Origin of the sequence: Brachybacterium halotolerans (genome assembly GCF_016623465.1) — a bacterium.
Classification (GTDB): Bacteria; Actinomycetota; Actinomycetes; order Actinomycetales; family Dermabacteraceae; genus Brachybacterium; species Brachybacterium halotolerans.
Genome location: NZ_JAEDAJ010000001.1, coordinates 688,216 through 705,323, shown reverse-complemented (window position 1 = coordinate 705,323; position 17,108 = coordinate 688,216). Strand labels below are relative to the sequence as shown.

General features: G+C 70.1%; 15 protein-coding genes. 5 read left to right on the top strand and 10 right to left on the bottom strand.

The annotated features are described in order from the left end of the window. Positions 1-16 precede the first annotated feature (16 nt). A complete protein-coding gene (locus I8D64_RS03175) occupies positions 17-409 on the bottom strand; it encodes a hypothetical protein (RefSeq protein ID WP_200501018.1) in 393 nt (130 codons plus the stop codon). A gap of 18 nt (positions 410-427) precedes the next feature. Between I8D64_RS03175 and I8D64_RS03170 the strand changes: the two genes are divergently transcribed. Then, positions 428-826 carry a hypothetical protein gene (locus I8D64_RS03170; protein WP_200501017.1) on the top strand — a complete coding sequence of 133 codons (399 nt, stop codon included), beginning with the start codon at positions 428-430 and terminating at the stop codon, positions 824-826. Between the two features lie 931 nt (positions 827-1,757). Here I8D64_RS03170 and I8D64_RS03165 read toward each other — a convergent pair. Beyond that, entirely contained in the window at positions 1,758-1,952 is a 195-nt protein-coding gene (locus I8D64_RS03165; protein ID WP_200501016.1) for a hypothetical protein, read from the bottom strand. A 314-nt stretch (positions 1,953-2,266) separates the two neighbouring features. Between I8D64_RS03165 and I8D64_RS03160 the strand changes: the two genes are divergently transcribed. Together I8D64_RS03160 and I8D64_RS03155 are read left to right on the top strand one after the other, a co-directional pair. Continuing rightward, entirely contained in the window at positions 2,267-4,429 is a 2,163-nt protein-coding gene (locus I8D64_RS03160) for a sigma-70 family RNA polymerase sigma factor (RefSeq protein WP_200501015.1), read from the top strand. Positions 4,430-4,462: 33 nt separating this feature from the next. Beyond that, entirely contained in the window at positions 4,463-5,113 is a 651-nt protein-coding gene (locus I8D64_RS03155; protein ID WP_200501014.1) for an SGNH/GDSL hydrolase family protein, read from the top strand. Positions 5,114-5,417: 304 nt separating this feature from the next. On the opposite strand, the gene I8D64_RS03150 is transcribed toward I8D64_RS03155, so the two are convergent. The 5 genes from I8D64_RS03150 to I8D64_RS03130 all read right to left on the bottom strand — a co-directional run bounded on the left by I8D64_RS03150 (position 5,418) and on the right by I8D64_RS03130 (position 10,688). Next, the gene (locus I8D64_RS03150; protein WP_200501013.1) at positions 5,418-6,638 is read right to left on the bottom strand and encodes a pyrophosphate--fructose-6-phosphate 1-phosphotransferase; all 1,221 of its coding nucleotides are present in this window, start codon (positions 6,636-6,638) and stop codon (positions 5,418-5,420) included. Positions 6,639-6,777: 139 nt separating this feature from the next. Continuing rightward, a complete protein-coding gene (locus I8D64_RS03145) occupies positions 6,778-7,569 on the bottom strand; it encodes an inositol monophosphatase family protein (RefSeq protein ID WP_200501012.1) in 792 nt (263 codons plus the stop codon). A gap of 99 nt (positions 7,570-7,668) precedes the next feature. Continuing rightward, positions 7,669-8,712 carry a ribosome small subunit-dependent GTPase A gene (gene rsgA / locus I8D64_RS03140; protein ID WP_200501011.1) on the bottom strand — a complete coding sequence of 348 codons (1,044 nt, stop codon included), beginning with the start codon at positions 8,710-8,712 and terminating at the stop codon, positions 7,669-7,671. Continuing rightward, entirely contained in the window at positions 8,709-10,031 is a 1,323-nt protein-coding gene (gene aroA / locus I8D64_RS03135) for a 3-phosphoshikimate 1-carboxyvinyltransferase (RefSeq protein WP_200501010.1), read from the bottom strand. Before aroA ends, rsgA begins: the two co-directional genes overlap by 4 nt. A gap of 3 nt (positions 10,032-10,034) precedes the next feature. Then, positions 10,035-10,688 carry a hypothetical protein gene (locus I8D64_RS03130; RefSeq protein ID WP_246482642.1) on the bottom strand — a complete coding sequence of 218 codons (654 nt, stop codon included), beginning with the start codon at positions 10,686-10,688 and terminating at the stop codon, positions 10,035-10,037. A gap of 371 nt (positions 10,689-11,059) precedes the next feature. Between I8D64_RS03130 and I8D64_RS03125 the strand changes: the two genes are divergently transcribed. Both I8D64_RS03125 and rsrA read left to right on the top strand, forming a co-directional pair. Further along, a complete protein-coding gene (locus tag I8D64_RS03125) occupies positions 11,060-11,701 on the top strand; it encodes a sigma-70 family RNA polymerase sigma factor (protein ID WP_200501009.1) in 642 nt (213 codons plus the stop codon). Then, complete coding sequence (gene rsrA / locus I8D64_RS03120) at positions 11,698-12,021, top strand: mycothiol system anti-sigma-R factor (protein ID WP_200501008.1); 324 nt, start codon at positions 11,698-11,700, stop codon at positions 12,019-12,021. The genes I8D64_RS03125 and rsrA overlap by 4 nt, the downstream gene beginning before the upstream one ends. Positions 12,022-12,185: 164 nt before the next feature. Here rsrA and I8D64_RS17890 read toward each other — a convergent pair whose 3' ends face one another. From I8D64_RS17890 to I8D64_RS03110, 3 genes are all read right to left on the bottom strand, one after another. Continuing rightward, complete coding sequence (locus tag I8D64_RS17890) at positions 12,186-12,260, bottom strand: 50S ribosomal protein bL37 (RefSeq protein ID WP_370645926.1); 75 nt, start codon at positions 12,258-12,260, stop codon at positions 12,186-12,188. A 63-nt stretch (positions 12,261-12,323) separates the two neighbouring features. Next, a complete protein-coding gene (locus I8D64_RS03115; RefSeq protein ID WP_343068407.1) occupies positions 12,324-13,001 on the bottom strand; it encodes a GDSL-type esterase/lipase family protein in 678 nt (225 codons plus the stop codon). Positions 13,002-13,013: 12 nt separating this feature from the next. Continuing rightward, a complete protein-coding gene (locus I8D64_RS03110; protein WP_200501007.1) occupies positions 13,014-16,964 on the bottom strand; it encodes a multifunctional oxoglutarate decarboxylase/oxoglutarate dehydrogenase thiamine pyrophosphate-binding subunit/dihydrolipoyllysine-residue succinyltransferase subunit in 3,951 nt (1,316 codons plus the stop codon). Positions 16,965-17,108 lie beyond the last annotated feature (144 nt).

Sequence of the window (17,108 nt, the reverse complement as noted above, 5' to 3'; positions counted from 1 at the left end):
GCGCATGCTGGGTTCTTCATCGCTGGGTCTCCCTCGCGGCGGTCAAGGCGTCCATGACGGCGCGCACGACCTCGACCAGCGGGGCGTCCACCGTCGCGACGGGATCACCCTCGGGATCGACAGACGACCGGACGAGGCCCGCGTCGTAGAGCCGATCCTCGATCGCGTCCTCGAGCTCGACGTCGGTCGGCGGGAGGGACGCCTGCCACTCGGCACCGGCGATGAACCCCCGCCGGTAAGCGATGTGCTCATCGGAGCCGTAGGAGCTCCCGTCCTCACGCCTGATGGGCGGGTGCGCGATGGTGGCGGCGTCCTCGGCTTCGGCTCGGGCGCGGTCGAGATTGCTCCACGCAGCGCCTTGCTCCTTGGCGCGGACAGCCATAGTCTCTGCACGTGGTGTACACCACATCCCTGTTCTCCTTCTAGAATGGATATCTCAATGAAGAGCGCTACTTCCCTCTCAGCGAGAAGAGCCGTCGCGATTGTTTTTGCAGTGCTCGTAATGGCGCTGCCCGGTCAGGCGTTTGCAGCTGGGGACGAACCCGCCTCGTCGGCACCGCAGGCGACCGACGCGGCAGCCCAGCAGACGTGGGTCGCCTACGATGGCAACCACATCACTTCTGCCGCTGGTTGCGAGCGTCGCAGAACCTGGCTGATTGACCACGTGGACTGGGTCAAGCGTCCGGACACGGCGTGCTGGAAGTACCAGCCGGTCGGATGTCCCAAGCCGAAGCCGTACTGGCAGGTGATGGTCCGAGATCGAGGAGCGAAGCTCATGATCGACAAACTCGAAGTTGCCCCCGCCGCCGCACCCGCGAAGTGCTGAGGAGCTCGCTGAATGCATAGCGAATCCGGATCTGGTCGCCTCGTTTCGGTCGAGGCAGAGGACACCGGGGCGAATGTCGAAGCTTTACAAATCAGGCTCCGCAGTTCCCCTGAGGACCCTGCACTGCCCAGGCATGAGGTGGTCTTGCACTGGTGGTGTGGGTCTGACCTTGCGAAACAATGGCTGGCTCGAGAGTCCAACTACCTCGACACGGTGTGCTTCTACTCGGGCCAAGGAGAGTTCGTCGGCTCCGGTGACACATCGACCGTCATGAGCGATCTAGTTGCCCAGTGGGTAGGAGCTAGCCCGCTTCCCGGCTGACGTTCTGCTGACCCACGAGCCGCCGCGCCAACGGGCGCGTCAACGACCACCGCTCGTTGGCGCGCCCGTTGAAGCGCCGACCCGCACGCCACACTCGGCCAGGAAGTCGGCCACCTGATCGCCGTTGAGGTTGCCCGAGCAGTACTCGGTGAGCGCTGTATCCACGATGGAGTCCAGCGCCTCGGCTCCGTCGGGGCGTGCCGGGGTCGTCGGGTCGACCAGGCGACGCTCGATCCCGGAGGTCGTAGGTTCAAATCCTGCCCCCGCTACGCATGAGGGCCCCTGCCTGGTGATCCACCAGGCAGGGGCCCTTTCCTTTGCCGTGAGGGAGATGGTCGCGGTGCCGTCTCGTCCCCGGGACTCAGGCGAGACGGTCGGGGCGCTCCGCGGCCGCGGTGGGCAGCAGAGTGAGCCGCCTCCGGTCCAGGGTCCGCTGTGCGTACCCTGCGGGGCGCCTTCAGATCGATCGGGACACGAGAAGGCGGCCCACGCGAGCGCGACCGCGCCGGGAACGACCTCTTCGTTCGGGCTGAGTCACCACAGTGTCCTCGGACGAGCGCAGCGAAGCGCCCGTCCTGAGAGTCGATCTCCGGTTCCTGAGTCTCCTGCCTCAGCGGGCGTGGCAGTCCTGCTGGGTCGCGCTGAAGACGCCCGCCTTCGCCACGGCGACCTGGAGAACGCTCGTTGGAAGCGGCCCCACCGTCACTTCGCCGTCCGTGGTGGTGCATGTGATCCAGGTGCCGTCCTCGCGGACCTGGAGGGTCACGCTGTCGCCGTCGGCATCCGTCATCTCGATGTTGTCCATGCTCGACCGTGCTTTCGATACTCGTCGGTGGGCGGTGCTTCTGCGCCCGTGCTGCTCTTACCACGCACATCGAGGGAAACTATGACGCGCCGTGCGCCCGGTTCTCGAGAGGCCTGCGCCACAGCGGCGGCAGGCCTGCGCCACGGCCCCGAATCTCGGTCGCTGCGGGTGTGACGTTCGCAATTCGGACAGACAGCCGGACGGTTGTGCACTTACGGTGAGTCCGTATGCGCGGCGTACCCGGATCACGTCGCGGATGCTCCGGTGGGCAAGGAGATGCGACGGGCCCGGTGGGGACTCCGGGGGGACGATCGATGACCGAGCACGGCCCGCATGATCTCGCGCGCGCCCGCGGGGGAGCCAGCGACGAGGAGCTGGTGCGGGACGTGCGCGCTGGGGCATCTGCTGCGTATGCGCAGCTCTACCTTCGACATCGTGACGAGGCGCAAGCGGTCGCGCAGCGCTGGGGCGCAGCACAGGATGCCCCGGATGTGGTCCATGAGGCCTTCCTCAGGATCCTCGACTCTCTGCAGACCGGTCAGGGCCCTACGGGACGATTCCTGCCGTACCTCCTGCGGACCGTGCGCAACGAGTCCATCGATCGGAGCCGTCGCTCGCAGCGCGTCGAACCCCTCGAGGACGCTGGAAGCGCACTCGTCGATGAGGCGAGCGCCCCCGTCGAGGACCACGTGGAAGCGCTGGTGGATCATGATCTCCTCGCGTCGGCATTCGCATCGCTGCCGGACCGATGGCGCGAGATCCTCTGGATGACGGAGGTCGAGGGCGTCCCGCCTCGAGCCCTGACCGCGCACTTCCAGCTGGGCGCGAACTCCGTCGCCCAGCTGGCTCGTCGCGCCCGCGAGGGGCTGAGGGCCGCGTGGATCCGCGTCAATTCCGAACCCACGGCTGCCGCCAGCTGCCGAGATGCCCGGGGAGCACTCCTCGAGCCGGACGGGGCCAGGATCCACGACGCGGCTTTCGAGCACGCCTCCGGATGCGAGCAGTGCCGCCCGGTACTGGTCGCGCTGGAACGACTGTCCGATCGGCCGCGAGCGGTCCTGCTTCCAGCGCTCCTCGGCTCGGCGCCGCTGCTGGAGGGCCTGCGGGAGATCATCAGGGTCGGCGCAGCTCACACTGCGGTCGCTGCGGAGGCAGGGTCCGCGGTGCCCGTGGACCCGTCGGAGACGACTGCTGGCTATGCCGGACAGTCGTCGAGCACCGGTCCGGCTTCTTCGTCGGGCACAACTCTCGCGGGTGCGGGCGCTTCCGGGGGATGGGTCGCCGCGGCTGCGATCTCGGCACTCGTGCTCGGGGGCATCGTCCTCGCGGTCCATATGGTCGGATCGACGCGTACCGGGCCTCCCGCGGCGGAGGCGGCGACGACGTCCATGAGCCCCGGCTCGGAGAGGACGTCCGTCGATTCATCCGACATGAGCCCGACGAGCCCTGCGGCTCCCGAGCCGAGCGGCTCGTCCGAGACCACACGTTCGCAGCCACATGATGGGGTCGGCTCACATCCTGATGTCTCCACAGCCGCCTCGTCACCGCCGTCCGCATCGCCCGCCGAGCAGCAAGATCCCGCACGGAGGGCCGCATCATCAGGGCCGTCCCTCGCAGAGGGCGACCCCTTGCGTCCGGACACGGAGACGCCGCAGCCCGTGGAGCCCTCGACGCAGACGCCGAGCGCCCAGAGCTCTTCTCCGAGTGGATCGCTGCGAGCCTCTGCCCGGGCATCGGCACCCTCCACGGACGTTCCGCCCGAGTCATCCAGCGCCGAAGCGGAGCCTCGCGCAGACGGCGGCACAGAGGACTCCGGTACATCCTCGGTGACGCCCTCGGTCGCGCCGACCACGACGACGCCTGTCGCGCCGACCACGACGACGCCTGTCGCGCCGACCACGAACGTCGCCGAGCGGCCTGGTGCGCCCAGCATCGACCCGTGGAACAGCGACGACACGGTGCTGGTACGTGCTCACATCACCGGGACGGGGCAGCCGGGTGCCTCCGTCAGGCTGCAGGACCAGAGCGGGAAGGACGTCGCTTACGGCACGGTGGATGATGACGGTACCTGGGCGCTGACCCCCGAACCGCCGGAGGCCGGCTCGAGCACCTGGTACACGGCGGTGCAGGAAGTCGATGGAGTCGCATCGGAGGCGAGCGCACGCTCGGAACTCCTCACCTACGACGCCCCACGAATTAGCAGCCCGAGGGACGGGTCTAGGGTCGCAGGGCAAGGGTCGTGCAGCACAGCGAGCAGAGTCGGCACCTCGGTGCACGTCGCCGTATCGAAGCAACGGGGTGAACAATTCAGGTTCATCGTCGACGGTTCCGAGGAGATCACGGATAGTCCAGGACGGGAGCACCACCACGCATGGCTCTGCCTCGATCACGGCGAGCACACGATCGGGATCGCCTACTGGGACCCGTCCACGGGTGAACTGGGTGCGATCCGTTCGAGCAACTTCCGCGTCGACTGAGAATTCTCCTCCGCCCTCTGGAAGAATCGAGGCATGGATGCCTTTGAGCACGGCAGATCTACGGCCCGCACTCTCGTCTTCGTCGGGGACTCGATCACCGACGCCGGACGTCGCGAGGATTTGGAGCACCTCGGATTCGGATACGTTCGGCTGATTGCCGAGCATTTCGCGGCCCATGAGCCGCAGGCGAAGGTCCTGAACACGGGGATCGGCGGGAACCGCGTGCCGGACCTGGTGGCACGCTTCGGTCCTGACTGCCTGGACCTCGCGCCCGACGTCGTCACCGTCTACGTGGGCGTGAACGACACCTGGCGCCGCTTCGACAGCGACGACCCCACCTCCGTGGAGGACTTCGAGGCCGGGTACCGCTATCTGCTCGATCAGCTCTCGGGTGCACGACCGGGCGTGCCCGTGCTGCTGATCCTCCCGTTCGTCACCGACATCGACGAGGAGAAGGCCTGCTATCACGAGGATCTCGACCCCAAGGTCGCGCGGATCCGCGCGCTCGCCCGCGAGTTCGGCCACCCCGTCGTGGACACCGAGCACCTGCTGGAGCGCGCCTACGCCGCCGGTCACACCCCGGCGACCATCGCCGAGGACGGCGTGCACCCGACGATCGCGGGGCACCGCCTGCTGGCCGACGCCTGGCTCGAGGCCTTCGCGACGGTGGACCCGAGGCGCTGAGCGGCCCCGCTCGTCGGCTCGCGTCGACCGACCGCGACGCGCGCGGCCCCCGCACGCTGCTCGACCGCTCGTGGCCCTGATCATCCCTGCGATGGGCGCGGACGCCTCCTCGTGGATCGAGCCCATCGCCGCCGCACAGCAATTGCCGAATGCTCCTCGGCGCGGACGGGCCTTGAGATCGAACGGGACGTCGCCGACGCGAAAACCGACGTCAGCAGGGCCCGCGGACAGCACGCGCGCCCGCCGTGCAGGGGGACGACGAGCGCGCAGCCGGCCGCGCCGGCTCATGGACGGGAGAGCCTGCTCAGTGGTCCTCGACGGGCTCGACGTCCTGGCCGATGCGCGCCATGATCTCACCGAACCAGGGCTGGGAGATGTCGAAGGCCTTGTGGCCGGCGATGCGCTCGAACTCGATCGCGCGCAGCAGATCGCCCCGCTCCTCGTCGTGCCCGATCACGCCGGTGCCGCCCTCGAGGGCGACCTGCACGGCGAGGTCCGTCATGGACTTGATGAGGCGCAGATCCTCCGCGTTCGCCTTGGCCGAGCGCGAGAAGTATCCCGACTTCTGCACCATGACCTTCTCCGCGCCCAGGCGCTCCGCGAACTGCTTCGCGAACCACTGGCCGGGGTTGATGGTGTCGAGCTTGACGTGGCCGAAGGGGTCCTTCTCCGGCTCCTCGCCGCGAGCCTGCATCTCGGCGACGATCTCGGGGATGCCGGCGCCCTCGGACAGGAAGATGTTCACGCAGCCGGCCGTGTCCATGACGGCCTTCAGGCGCTCGGCCTCGCCGTCGATGTCGAGCTTCATCTCGGGCAGGAACACGGCGTGCACGTCCCAGCGCTCGGGCGTGTGGCCGATGCCGGGAAGCCACTGCTGCTGGGCGTGCCACTGCTGGTAGTAATCGGCGGCCTGCGCTGTGAGGTATCCGCAGGAGCGGCCCATGATCTCGTGGATGATGAGCATGCGTGGGTTCGAGCCGTGCTCCGCGAGGACGTTCTGGGCGAAGACGCTGGTCTGCTCGGCTGCGGTCTTCGCGCCCAGGGACTGGCGGATCGGGACGATGTCGTTGTCGATCGTCTTGGGCAGCCCCACGACCTGCAGGTCGAAGCCGTTGTCGTGGAGGTGCTTCGCGAGGTCCGCGGCGGTGGTGTTGGTGTCGTCGCCGCCGATCGTGTGGAGCACGTCCACCCCGTCGGCCTTGAGCTTGTTCGCCGCGACCTCGAGGGCGTCCTCGCCCTCCTGGATGAGCCCGCGCTTGACCAGGTCGGCGGTGTTGGTGAGCTTCACGCGGGAGTTGCCGATAGGGGAGCCGCCGTAGTTGTGGAGAATCCCGGCGTGCTTGCGCACCTCGTCGTCCACGATGATTTTCTCGCCGGAGAGCAGGCCCCAGTAGCCGTGCTTGTAGGCGATGATCTCGACGTCGGGCACGAGCTCGGTGTAGCGCTCGATCAGTCCTCCCACGGCGGAGGAGAGGCAGGGGGCGTAGCCGCCGGCGGTGAGCAGTGCGACGCGCTTGATCGTCATGGGTCAGGTCCTTCGCGGTGTACGGGACGTGCGCGCACGGATGCGGACCGCGCAGCGCGTGGACAACCCGACCATCGTATCGGCCGGGTGCGCGGACACGCTCCGGCGGCCCGCGCGTCGGACCCCTCGGCGCGACGCGTCAGTCGCGCGCGGCGAGGGCCTCGAGCGTCTCCTCGTGCAGGTGGCCGTTGGTGGCCACCGCGTTGCCGCCGAAGGGACCGTCCTCGCCGTCGAGCGAGGTGAAGCGGCCGCCCGCCTCCGTGACGATCGGGACGAGCGCGGCCATGTCGTGAAGCTTGAGCTCGGGCTCGGTCGCGACGTCGACCGCGCCCTCGGCCAGCAGCATGTACGACCAGAAGTCGCCGTAGGCGCGGGTGCGCCAGAAGCGCTGCATGAAGTTGAGCATCTGGGGGAGCCGGTCCAGATCCGCCCACCCGTGCAGCGACGAGTAGGACAGTGAGGCGTCCTTGATGTTCCGCACGTCCGAGACCTGCATCTTCGTCGCCGCGTTGAGGCGTGTGCCCGTCCACGCGCCGGTCCCGGATCCCGCCCACCAGCGGCGCGAGAGCCCGGGCGCGGAGACCAGGCCGACAACGGTCTCGCCGTCCTCGACGAGGCCGATGAGCGTCGCCCAGACGGGCACTCCGCGCACGAAGTTCGAGGTGCCGTCGATCGGGTCGATGATCCACTGGCGGGGGGAGTGGCCGGTGGAGCCGAACTCCTCGCCGATCACCTGGTCGCGCGAGCGGGAGCGGGCGAGCTGGGCGCGCACGAGCTCCTCCGCCGCGGTGTCGGCGTCGGTGACCTCCGTCAGATCCGGCTTGGTCTCGACCGTGAGGTCCTGGGCCTTGAAGCGGGACATGGTGAGCTGATCGACCGCATCGGCGAGGACGTGGGCGAGCCGCAGATCATCGGCGAATCGAGAGGACATGCGCCCAACCCTACGGCCTGCGCGCCCCGATTCCCGGCACCGCCCACGCCGTGCTCACGACCGCCGCGCCCACGACCGCCGGGTTCAGCACCGCCGTGCTCACGCGTCCCACGGGTCGTTGCGGCGCAGCGCCTCGTCGAGGCGGCGGTAGGAGGCCAGGCGCTCCGGTCCGGCCGAACCCGCGCGCCCCTCCTCGACCGCCGCGTCCAGCGCGCAGTCGGGGGCGTCGGCGGCGTGGGTGCAGCCGCGCGGGCACTCCTCGGCGAGCGGGGCGAGATCGGCGAAGGCCTCGAGCAGCTCCTCGGGGGAGACGTGCCCGAGCCCGAAGGACCGCACGCCCGGGGTGTCGATCACCCATCCCGACTGGTCGGGCAGGCGCAGCGCGAGCGCCGAGGACGAGGTGTGGCGACCGCGGCCGGTGACGTCGTTGACGTGGCCCGTCGCCCGATCGGCGCCCGGCACCAGGGCATTCAGCAGGGTCGACTTGCCCACGCCCGAATGTCCGATGAGCACGCTCGTGCGGCCGTGCAGGTGAGCGGCGAGCTCCTCGACGCCCACGACGCGCCCTTCCGCGTCCAGGTGCGTGACCACGTGCTCGACGCCCAGCGGCGCGTACTGGGCGAGGAAACCGGCGGGCTCGCGCAGGTCGGACTTCGTCAGGCACAGCAGGGCGTCGATCCCGGCGACCCAGGCCGCGACCAGGCAGCGGTCGATCATGCCGCCGCGCGGCTCGGGGTCCGCGAGCGCCGTGACGATCACCATGAGGTCGGCGTTCGCGACCAGGGGGCGCTCCGTCGGGTCGTCGTCGTCGGCGCTGCGCCGGAGGAACGAGGAGCGCTCGTGCACCTTCACGATGCGGGCGAGCGATCCCTCCGTCCCACTGGTGTCGCCGACCAGACCCACCACGTCGCCGGGCACGATCGGAGTGCGGCCCAGCTCTCGGGCCCGCATCGCGGTGACCACGTGCTCGTCGGCCGTTCCGGAGCCGACGACGGTGCGCCAGCGCCCGCGATCGACCGCGGTGACGAACGCCGGGACCGCGTCGTCGTGGCTCGGGCGGATCTTCGTGCGCGGCCGCGAGCCGCGGCGATTGGGCCGGATCCGGACGTCGGATTCGTCCAGGTCGCGGATCCGGCGACTCACCGCGCCTCGCCCGCCTCGTCGGTGTGCAGCATGGCCAGCCACATGCCCACGAAGTCCGGGAGGGTCTTCTGGGTGGTGGCGACGTCGACCACGCGCACGTCCGGCACGCGGAGGCCGATGATCGCGCCCGCGGTCGCCATGCGATGGTCCTGGTAGGTCTCGAACTCGCAGCCGGTGAGCGGCCCGGGATGGATCTCGAGGGACCCCTCGTGCTCGACGGTGCGGCAGCCCAGCTTCGAGAGCTCCGTGGCGAGGGCATGGATGCGGTCGGTCTCGTGGCCGCGCAGATGCTTGATGCCGCGCAGATGGCTGGGGGAGTCCGCGAGAGCGGCGAGGGCGGCGATCGTGGGCGTCAGCTCGCCGGTCGCCGAGAGGTCCGCGTCGATCCCGTGGATGACGCCGGTGCCGCGCACACACACGTCCTCGTCCTCGCGCCAGAACTCCCCGCCCATGCGGGCGAGCAGGGTGCGGAAGGCGTCGCCCGGCTGGTCGGTGCGACGGGGCCAGTCGGCGATCTCGATCTCCCCGCCGGCGACCAGCGCGGCGGCCAGGAACGGGCCCGCGTTGGAGAGGTCGGGCTCGATGCGCACGTCGCCGAAGGCGATCGGCCCGGAGCGGACGGTCCACACGTGGGTGCCGTCGGCCTCCTGGCTGTGGGAGACGTCGATGCCCGCGCGGCGCATCTCCGTCATCGTCATCTCGATGTGGGGGAGCGAGGGCAGGGAATCCCCGACGTGCCGCACCTGCAGATCCTGCTCGCAGCGCGCGCCGACCAGCAGCAGGTTCGAGATGAACTGGCTCGAGGCCGACGCGTCCACGTCGATGCTCCCGCCGGCCAGGCGCCCGCGTCCGTGGACGACGAACGGCAGATGCCCGGGCTCGCCCGTCTCGGTGACCTCGACGCCGAGTGAGCGCAGCGCCTGGATCGCCGGCCCCATGGGCCGCAGCAGCGCCGACTCGTCCCCGGTGAAGGAGACGTCGCCGTGGTGCAGGGCCGCGAGCAGGGGGACGAAGCGCATGACGGTGCCCGCGAGACCCGTGTGGATCTCGACCGGCCCCTCGGCATGCTCCGCGGGCGGTGGGATCGGGGTGACTCGCAGCGCCTCGCCCTCGACGCTCAGGGTCGCCCCCAGGCGCTCGAGGGCATCGCGCATCAGACGCGTGTCACGGGAGACCAGAACCCCCGTGAGCGCGGTCGGGGCGTCGGCGATCGCCGAGAGCATCATCCAGCGGGCCGTGAGCGATTTCGAACCGGGCACGCGCACGAGCGCGTCCACGGGACTGCCCGCGACGGGGGCGGTCCAGGTGACCTCCGACATCGATCAGCCGAGCTGGTCCGCGAGCTTCTCGGTGGACTTCCTGGCCTGCTTGGCGACCTCGTCGGCCTTCATCGAGGCCTTCTTGCTCAGCTCGTCGGCCTTCTTGCTCGCCTTCTTCGAGAGAGAGCCCGAGGAGCTGCCCGCCTTCTTCGTCAGCCGATCGGCCTTCTTCTCGAGGTCGCGCTGGGTGGCGGCGGCCTTCTTCTGGCTGCGCTCGACGAACTGGCCCCACTGGTAGCCCAGCGACGGGCGGCCCTCGCGGTCCAGCACCGCGATCATCACGCCGCCCAGCAGGCCGACGTCGGCGAGGATCGACTTGATCTCGTCCATGCGCTCCTCGCCGCGCAGCTGCCAGACCTTCTTGCGCCCGGCCAGGCCCACGCTCGTGGTCACGAGCAGCACGCCGGCCGCGGTGCGGGGCGCACGGCCGGTCGCGTAGGCGAGGCCCGCGACGGCGGCGACGGCGCCGGTGGCGCGCAGCACGGTGCGCGAGTCGACGAAGGCGGGGGCCGACGAGCTCTCGAGGGCCTTGTCGACCTGGGCGAAGGCGGAGGGCGCGACCTCGATCTCACGCTCGGGGGAGATCGCGGTGCGCACGCCCTCGAAGATGAAAGGGGCGGCGAGAGCAGGGCGGGCGATGCGGCGGATGAGCGACATGGTGTCCTCACGTCTCGGGTTCGATGGACTCTGCCGGGCGCGGCCCGGCGTTGTGACCAGCCTATCGCGCACCCCGCCCCGTGCGTCCGGCCACCGGGGAACAGTCGAGCCTCGGTGCGCGTTGCAAGGACCGGACCCTGCGGGGCGCGCTCGAACGGACGGCCCGTCCGCACCGTTCGCACCAGCGCGCCCCGCGCCGCCGGGAGAGGAGAGAGCCGATGACCACGTGCCTGCGGACGCGACCGCCGTCGGCCCCGATGCCGACCCCGGTGCCGACCGCGCCGCCCGCCGTCCCGTCGGCCCCGTCCCGCCTGCGCGGGACCTCGCGCACGACCGTCCTCGCACCGACCGGTGCCGTACCGTGGAGCCTGATGACCACCACTGATCACGACGGCGACCGAGCCCCCGGCGCCGCCCCCGAGGACACGGCGCCCGGGGACTTCGACTTCGAGGCCGAGGCGCTCGCGCACCTCGACTCGCTCTACGGCGGCGCCCTGCGCATGACCCGCAACCCCCAGGACGCCGAGGACCTGGTCCAGGAGACCTACCTCAAGGCGCTGCGGGCGCGCGACCGCTTCACGCCGGGCACGAACCTGCGCGCCTGGCTGTACCGCATCATGACCAACTCGTACATCTCGTCGTACCGGCAGAAGCAGCGTCGGCCGCGCGAGTCGTGGACCGACGAGGTCGAGGACTGGCAGCTCGCGGAGGTCGAGTCCCATTCGAGCCGCGGTCTGCGCTCGGCCGAGGCCGAGGCGCTGGACCGCCTGCCCGACACCGCGGTGAAGACGGCCCTGCAGGACCTGCGTGAGGACTACCGCATGGCGGTCTACCTCGCCGACGTCGAGGGCTTCGCATACAAGGAGATCGCCGAGATCATGGACACGCCGATCGGCACCGTCATGTCCCGACTGCACCGCGGACGCCGCCAGCTGCGCGAAGCGCTGAGCGACTACGCGCGCAGCAGCGGGTTCCTGCGGGACGGAGCAGATGACGGGGAGGAGGGACGATGACCGAGGAGCATGACGAGACCCGCCGCGACCTGAGGTTCGGTCTCGAGGAGGCGCTGGACGGCGAGCTCCCGCGCGACGTGGTCGAGCGCATGACGCGCCACGCCGAGGACTGCCCGGAGTGCGCCGACGAGCTCGAGCGCCTGCGCGCCATGAAGGACCTGGTGCGGCGCTGCTGCGCGAAGGACACCGCCCCGCAGACCCTGCGCGAGCGCATCAGCGTGCAGTACCGCAGCGTGGAGTACCAGCGCCTCGAGGTCGAGCACGGACCCGACGGCGCGACCTTCCGCTCCACCACGGTGCGCCGCGACACCCTGGGCTGACCCGGGCCGACCGGGGCTGAGCGGGGCCGATCCCCGCCGACCTCGGCCGAGCCGGCCCCAGATGCGACGAGGCCCCCTCCGGATGGAGGGGGCCTCGTCGATGCTCGGGATGCCGCGTGTCGGGGCCGACGGATCGGCTCTCCCTCACGCTGCACGAGCGCGCCTCAGGTGTTGGGACGCTTGCCGTGATTGGCGCCGTTCTTGCGACGGGACCGGCGCTTGCGACCGCGCTTGCTCATCACGCTCTCCTTCCTTCGCCCGGACAGACAACCTCAGCATTCTGTCACAGGGGATCGGCTGGTTCAGTCGGAGGTGCCCAGGAAGCGACCGAAGCCACCATGCAGGACCAGCCAGGCCATGAGGCCGTAGCCGGTCTGCCCGGGGTGGTCGGCGCCGCCGCGGGCGAGGTCCGATGTCCACTGTTCGTGCCCCTCGAGGGACCGCACGGTGTCCACGTAGGGCACGCGGCGCCGGGCGCACACGTCGTCGAATGCCCCGGAGAGCTCGACGAGGGCGGCGGTGCGCGCGCGATCGGCGCTCGGCGGCGGGCCGACGACGAACGCCGGGATCCGCAGCCGCTCGAGACCGTCGAGGACCTTGGCGAGGTTCAGACGCGAACGGGCCAGCGAGATGCCGGCGTCGACGTCCCCGCCGCCCAGGCCCAGCACCACGCGGTGCTCCACGGTGCCCTGGGCGAGGCCCTCGGCGTCGGTGCGCAGACGCACCTCCTCGTCCCAGCGCTCCGAGAGATCTGCCGAGGTCTCCGACGGCACCGCGCTCGTGTACAGCTCGACCCGCGGCCTCGGCCCCTGCTCCTTGGCGACGGCCCGGCCGAGCCAGCCGAGCGCGCGTGCGTCGCCCACGCCGGCGAGGAGCTCCTCGCCGAGGGCCACCAGGCGGATCGGCCTGTCGCTCGCGGGGGCGGGGCTGGCCGGGACGGTCCGCTGGACCGGGACCGAGCGGGGGGCGGGCTGTTCCACGTCGTCTCCTCGTCAGTTCTGCAGTGCCTGCGCGACCAGGGTCTCCTGCTCGGCCTTGTGGGTCTTGGCGGACCCGGTGGCCGGCGAGGCGGAGGCCGGTCGCGCCACGACCTGCAGGGTACGCCCCACAGCGGCAGGGAAGTTCAGGGCCATGAAGCCCCAGGCGCCCTGGTTCAGAGGCTCCTCCTGCACCCAGACGAGATCGGCATCGGGGTAGGCGGAGAGCGTCTCGCGCAGCTCCTCCTCCGGCAGCGGGTAGTACTGCTCGAGGCGCACGATCGCGACGTCGTCGATCCCCTGCTTCTCCCGCGCGGCGACGAGCTCCCAGTAGAACTTCCCGCTGGTCAGCAGAACCTTCTTGACCTTCGAGGGGTCCACGGTCTGATCCGGGAGCACGGGCTCGAAGGTGCCCGAGGTGAAGTCCTCGACGGAGCTCACGGCGGCCTTGTTGCGCAGCATCGACTTCGGGGTGAAGACGATCAGCGGCTTGCGCGGCTCGGTGCGGGCCTGGCGGCGCAGCAGGTGGAAGTAGCTCGCCGGCGTCGAGGGCATCGCCACGCGCATGTTCTCCTCGGCGCACAGCACGAGGAAGCGCTCGATGCGGGCGGAGGAGTGATCCGGGCCCTGGCCGTCGTAGCCGTGGGGGAGGAGCATCACCACGGAGGACTGCTGTCCCCACTTCTGCTCGGAGGAGGAGACGAACTCGTCGATGATGGTCTGCGCCCCGTCGACGAAGTCGCCGAACTGCGCCTCCCACAGCACCAGGGCGTTCGGGCTCTCCACGGAGTAGCCGTACTCGAAGCCGAGCGCCGCGAACTCGGAGAGCGAGGAGTCGTAGACGTTGAAGCGCGCCTGGTCCTCGCTCAGGTGCAGCAGCGGGGTGAACGTGTCCTGGTTCAGGGAGTCGATGAGCACGCTGTGGCGCTGCACGAAGGTGCCGCGGCGCGAGTCCTGGCCCGCCAGGCGCACGCGCGTGCCCTCCATGAGCAGGGAGCCGAAGGCCAGCAGCTCGCCGTAGGCCCAGTCGATGCTGCCGCTGCGGGACATCTCCTGGCGCTTCTCGAGCAGGCCCGTGAGCTTCGGGTAGACGGTGAAGCCCTCGGGGGCGGCCATGTGGGCGTCGCCGATGCGCTCGAGCACCGAGGCGGAGACGGCGGTCGCCGAGGGCACCACGATCTCGCCGGTGTGCTGCGAGCTGGGCAGGTCCAGGCCCTGCACCGAGTTCTTCGGGTCGGCTTCGCTGCTGGCGTTGCGGGCGTCGGCGAAGGCCTGGTCCAGGTGCTGCTGGAAGTTCTTCACCAGGGCGCCGGTCTCGTCCTCGGTGAGGTCGCCGCGCTCGATGAGGGAGTCCGTGTAGAGCTTGCGGACGGAGGGGCGGTCCTTGATGAGGTTGTACATGAGCGGCTGCGTCATGGCCGGGTCGTCGCCCTCGTTGTGGCCGCGGCGGCGGTAGCAGATCATGTCGATGACCACGTCGCGGTGGAACTTCTCGCGGTAGGCGAAGGCGATCTCGGCGACCCGCACGCAGGCCTCGGGGTCGTCGCCGTTGACGTGGAAGACCGGCAGCTGCGTGGTCTTCGCGGCGTCGCTCGAGTAGAACGAGGAGCGCGAGGAGTCCGGCAGCGTGGTGAAGCCGATCTGGTTGTTGATGATCACGTGGACGGTGCCGCCGGTGCGGTAGCCGCGCAGCTCCGAGAGGTTCAGGGTCTCGGTGACCACGCCCTGGCCGGCGAAGGCCGCGTCGCCGTGGATCAGGATGGGCAGCACCGGGAAGTCGGTGACCCGCTCGAGCTGGTCCTGCTTGGCGCGCACGATGCCCTCGAGCACGGGGTTCGCGGCCTCGAGGTGCGAGGGGTTCGCCGCGAGGTACACCTTGGTGGTGGTGCCGTCCTCGGCGGTGTACGTGCCCTCTGTGCCCAGGTGGTACTTGACGTCTCCCGAGCCCAGGCCGCCCGAGGAGCCGTCGAACTCCTGGAAGATCTGGCCGAAGCTCTTGCCGGCCAGGTTCGAGAGGACGTTGAGCCGGCCGCGGTGGGCCATGCCGATGCAGACCTCCGCGATGTCGCCGTGGGCGGCGTCGGAGAGGATCGAGTCCAGCAGCGGGATCACGGACTCGCCGCCCTCGAGGCTGAAGCGCTTCTGGCCCACGAACTTGGTCTGCAGGAACGTCTCGAACGCCTCGGCGGCGTTGAGGCGGTCCATGATGTGGGTGACCTGGTCCTTGTCGTACTGCTTCTTGGGCGACTCGAACTGCTCCTGGATCCAGAGGCGCTCCTCCGGATCGGCGATGTGCATGTACTCCACGCCCACGGTGCGGCAGTAGGCGTCGCGCAGGATCCCGAGGATGTCGCGGAGCGTGGCCTCCTTGCGGCCTCCCAGCCCGCGGGTCGGGAAGGTGCGGTCCAGGTCCCACAGGGTGAGGCCGTAGGTCTGCACGTCGAGGTCGGGGTGGGTGCGCACGCGGTACTGCAGCGGGTCCGTGTCTGCCATCAGATGGCCGCGCACGCGGAAGGCATGGATGAGATCCATGACGTGCGCGAGCTTCTCAGCCTCGGTGTCGTGCAGCGGGTTGTCGGCGATCCAGCGCACGGGCTCGTAGGGGATCCGCAGCGAGGCGAAGACGCGGTCGTAGAAGCCGTCCTTGCCCAGGAGCTTGTCGGCCATCTTCTTGAGGAACTCGCCGGAGGCGGCGCCCTGGATGATCCGGTGGTCGTAGGTCGAGGTCAGCGTCATGACCTTCGAGACCGCGAGCTCGGCGAGGGTGGCCTGGCTCGCGCCCTGGAACTGCGCGGGGTAGTCCATCGCGCCGACGCCGACGATCGTGCCCTGACCGGACATCAGCCGCGGGATCGAGTGGACGGTGCCGATGCCGCCGGGGTTCGTCAGGGTCACGGTGGTGCCGGTGAAGTCGTCCATCGTGAGCTTGCCGGCGCGGGCGCGCTTGACGACCTCCTCGTAGCTCGCCCAGAAGCTGAAGAAGTCCAGCTGCTGAGCGGCCTTGATCGACGGGACCACGAGGGAGCGCGAGCCGTCGGGCCGGGGCATGTCGATCGCGAGGCCGAAGTTCACGTCCTCGCGCTGGAGCAGGAGCGGCTTGCCCTTCTCGTCGACGTCGAAGCCGTTGTTCATGTCGGGCATCTCGGTGATGGCCTCGACCATCGCCCAGCCGATGAGGTGGGTGAAGGAGACCTTGCCGCGGCGGTTCCGCTTGAGGTGGTTGTTGATCACGATGCGGTTGTCGAACAGCAGCTTGACCGGGACGTCGCGCACGGACGTCGCCGTGGGCACCGTGAGCGACTCGTCCATGTTCCGCACCACGGCGGCGGCGGGGCCGCGCAGCTTGGTCGGGACGGGCTCGGTGAACTCGCGCTCGGGGATGGTCGAGCTCGGGGTGGTGGACCGCATCGGCCGGTCGGAGGTGTCGGAGACCTTCGCGGCGGGAGCGTCGTTCACGGCAGGGGAGTCCTTCGCAGAAGAGGGTGCGGTCGGGGAGGCGTCGGCGGATGCGGAGCGGGTGGCACCGGCGGACGCGGACGACGGGGTCGGCTCGGGCGTCGGGGCCGACGCGGGCTTCGTGGCCGGCGCCGCGGGGGCGGGCTCCTCGGCGGGAGCAGCAGCCGAGGCGGCCGGCGCGGGATCGGGCGCGGGCTTCGTCGCCTGCGCTGCCGCGGGGGGCTGCTCGGAGGGAGCGGGCTGCTCGGACGGAGCAGGATGCTCCGAGGAAGCGGGTGAGTCCTCGGCGGAGGACGACGAGGAACCGGACGCGGATGCCGGGGCGCTCGGGGTCTGCTGCGCGCGTGAGCGGAAGAACTCTGCCCAGCTCGGATCGACGCTCGAGGGGTCGGCCTTCCACTGCTCGTGGAGCTCGTCCACCAGCCACTGGTTGGGCCCGAACTCGGGCTCCTCGTCAACGGAATCGGAGAGGGGTGTCTTCTGTGACACTCTGCGATCGCCAACCTTCATGAAAATCGAATGGAGCGGACTCGTCCACCCTAACCGAGGGGAGGGGTCCCCGCGCCCATGAAGTGGGCATCCGCGCACCCATGACGGAGGGGTAGATCACCTCCGGCGCGGGCGGCCAGAGCCGACACCGCCCGGAGGGCCCGG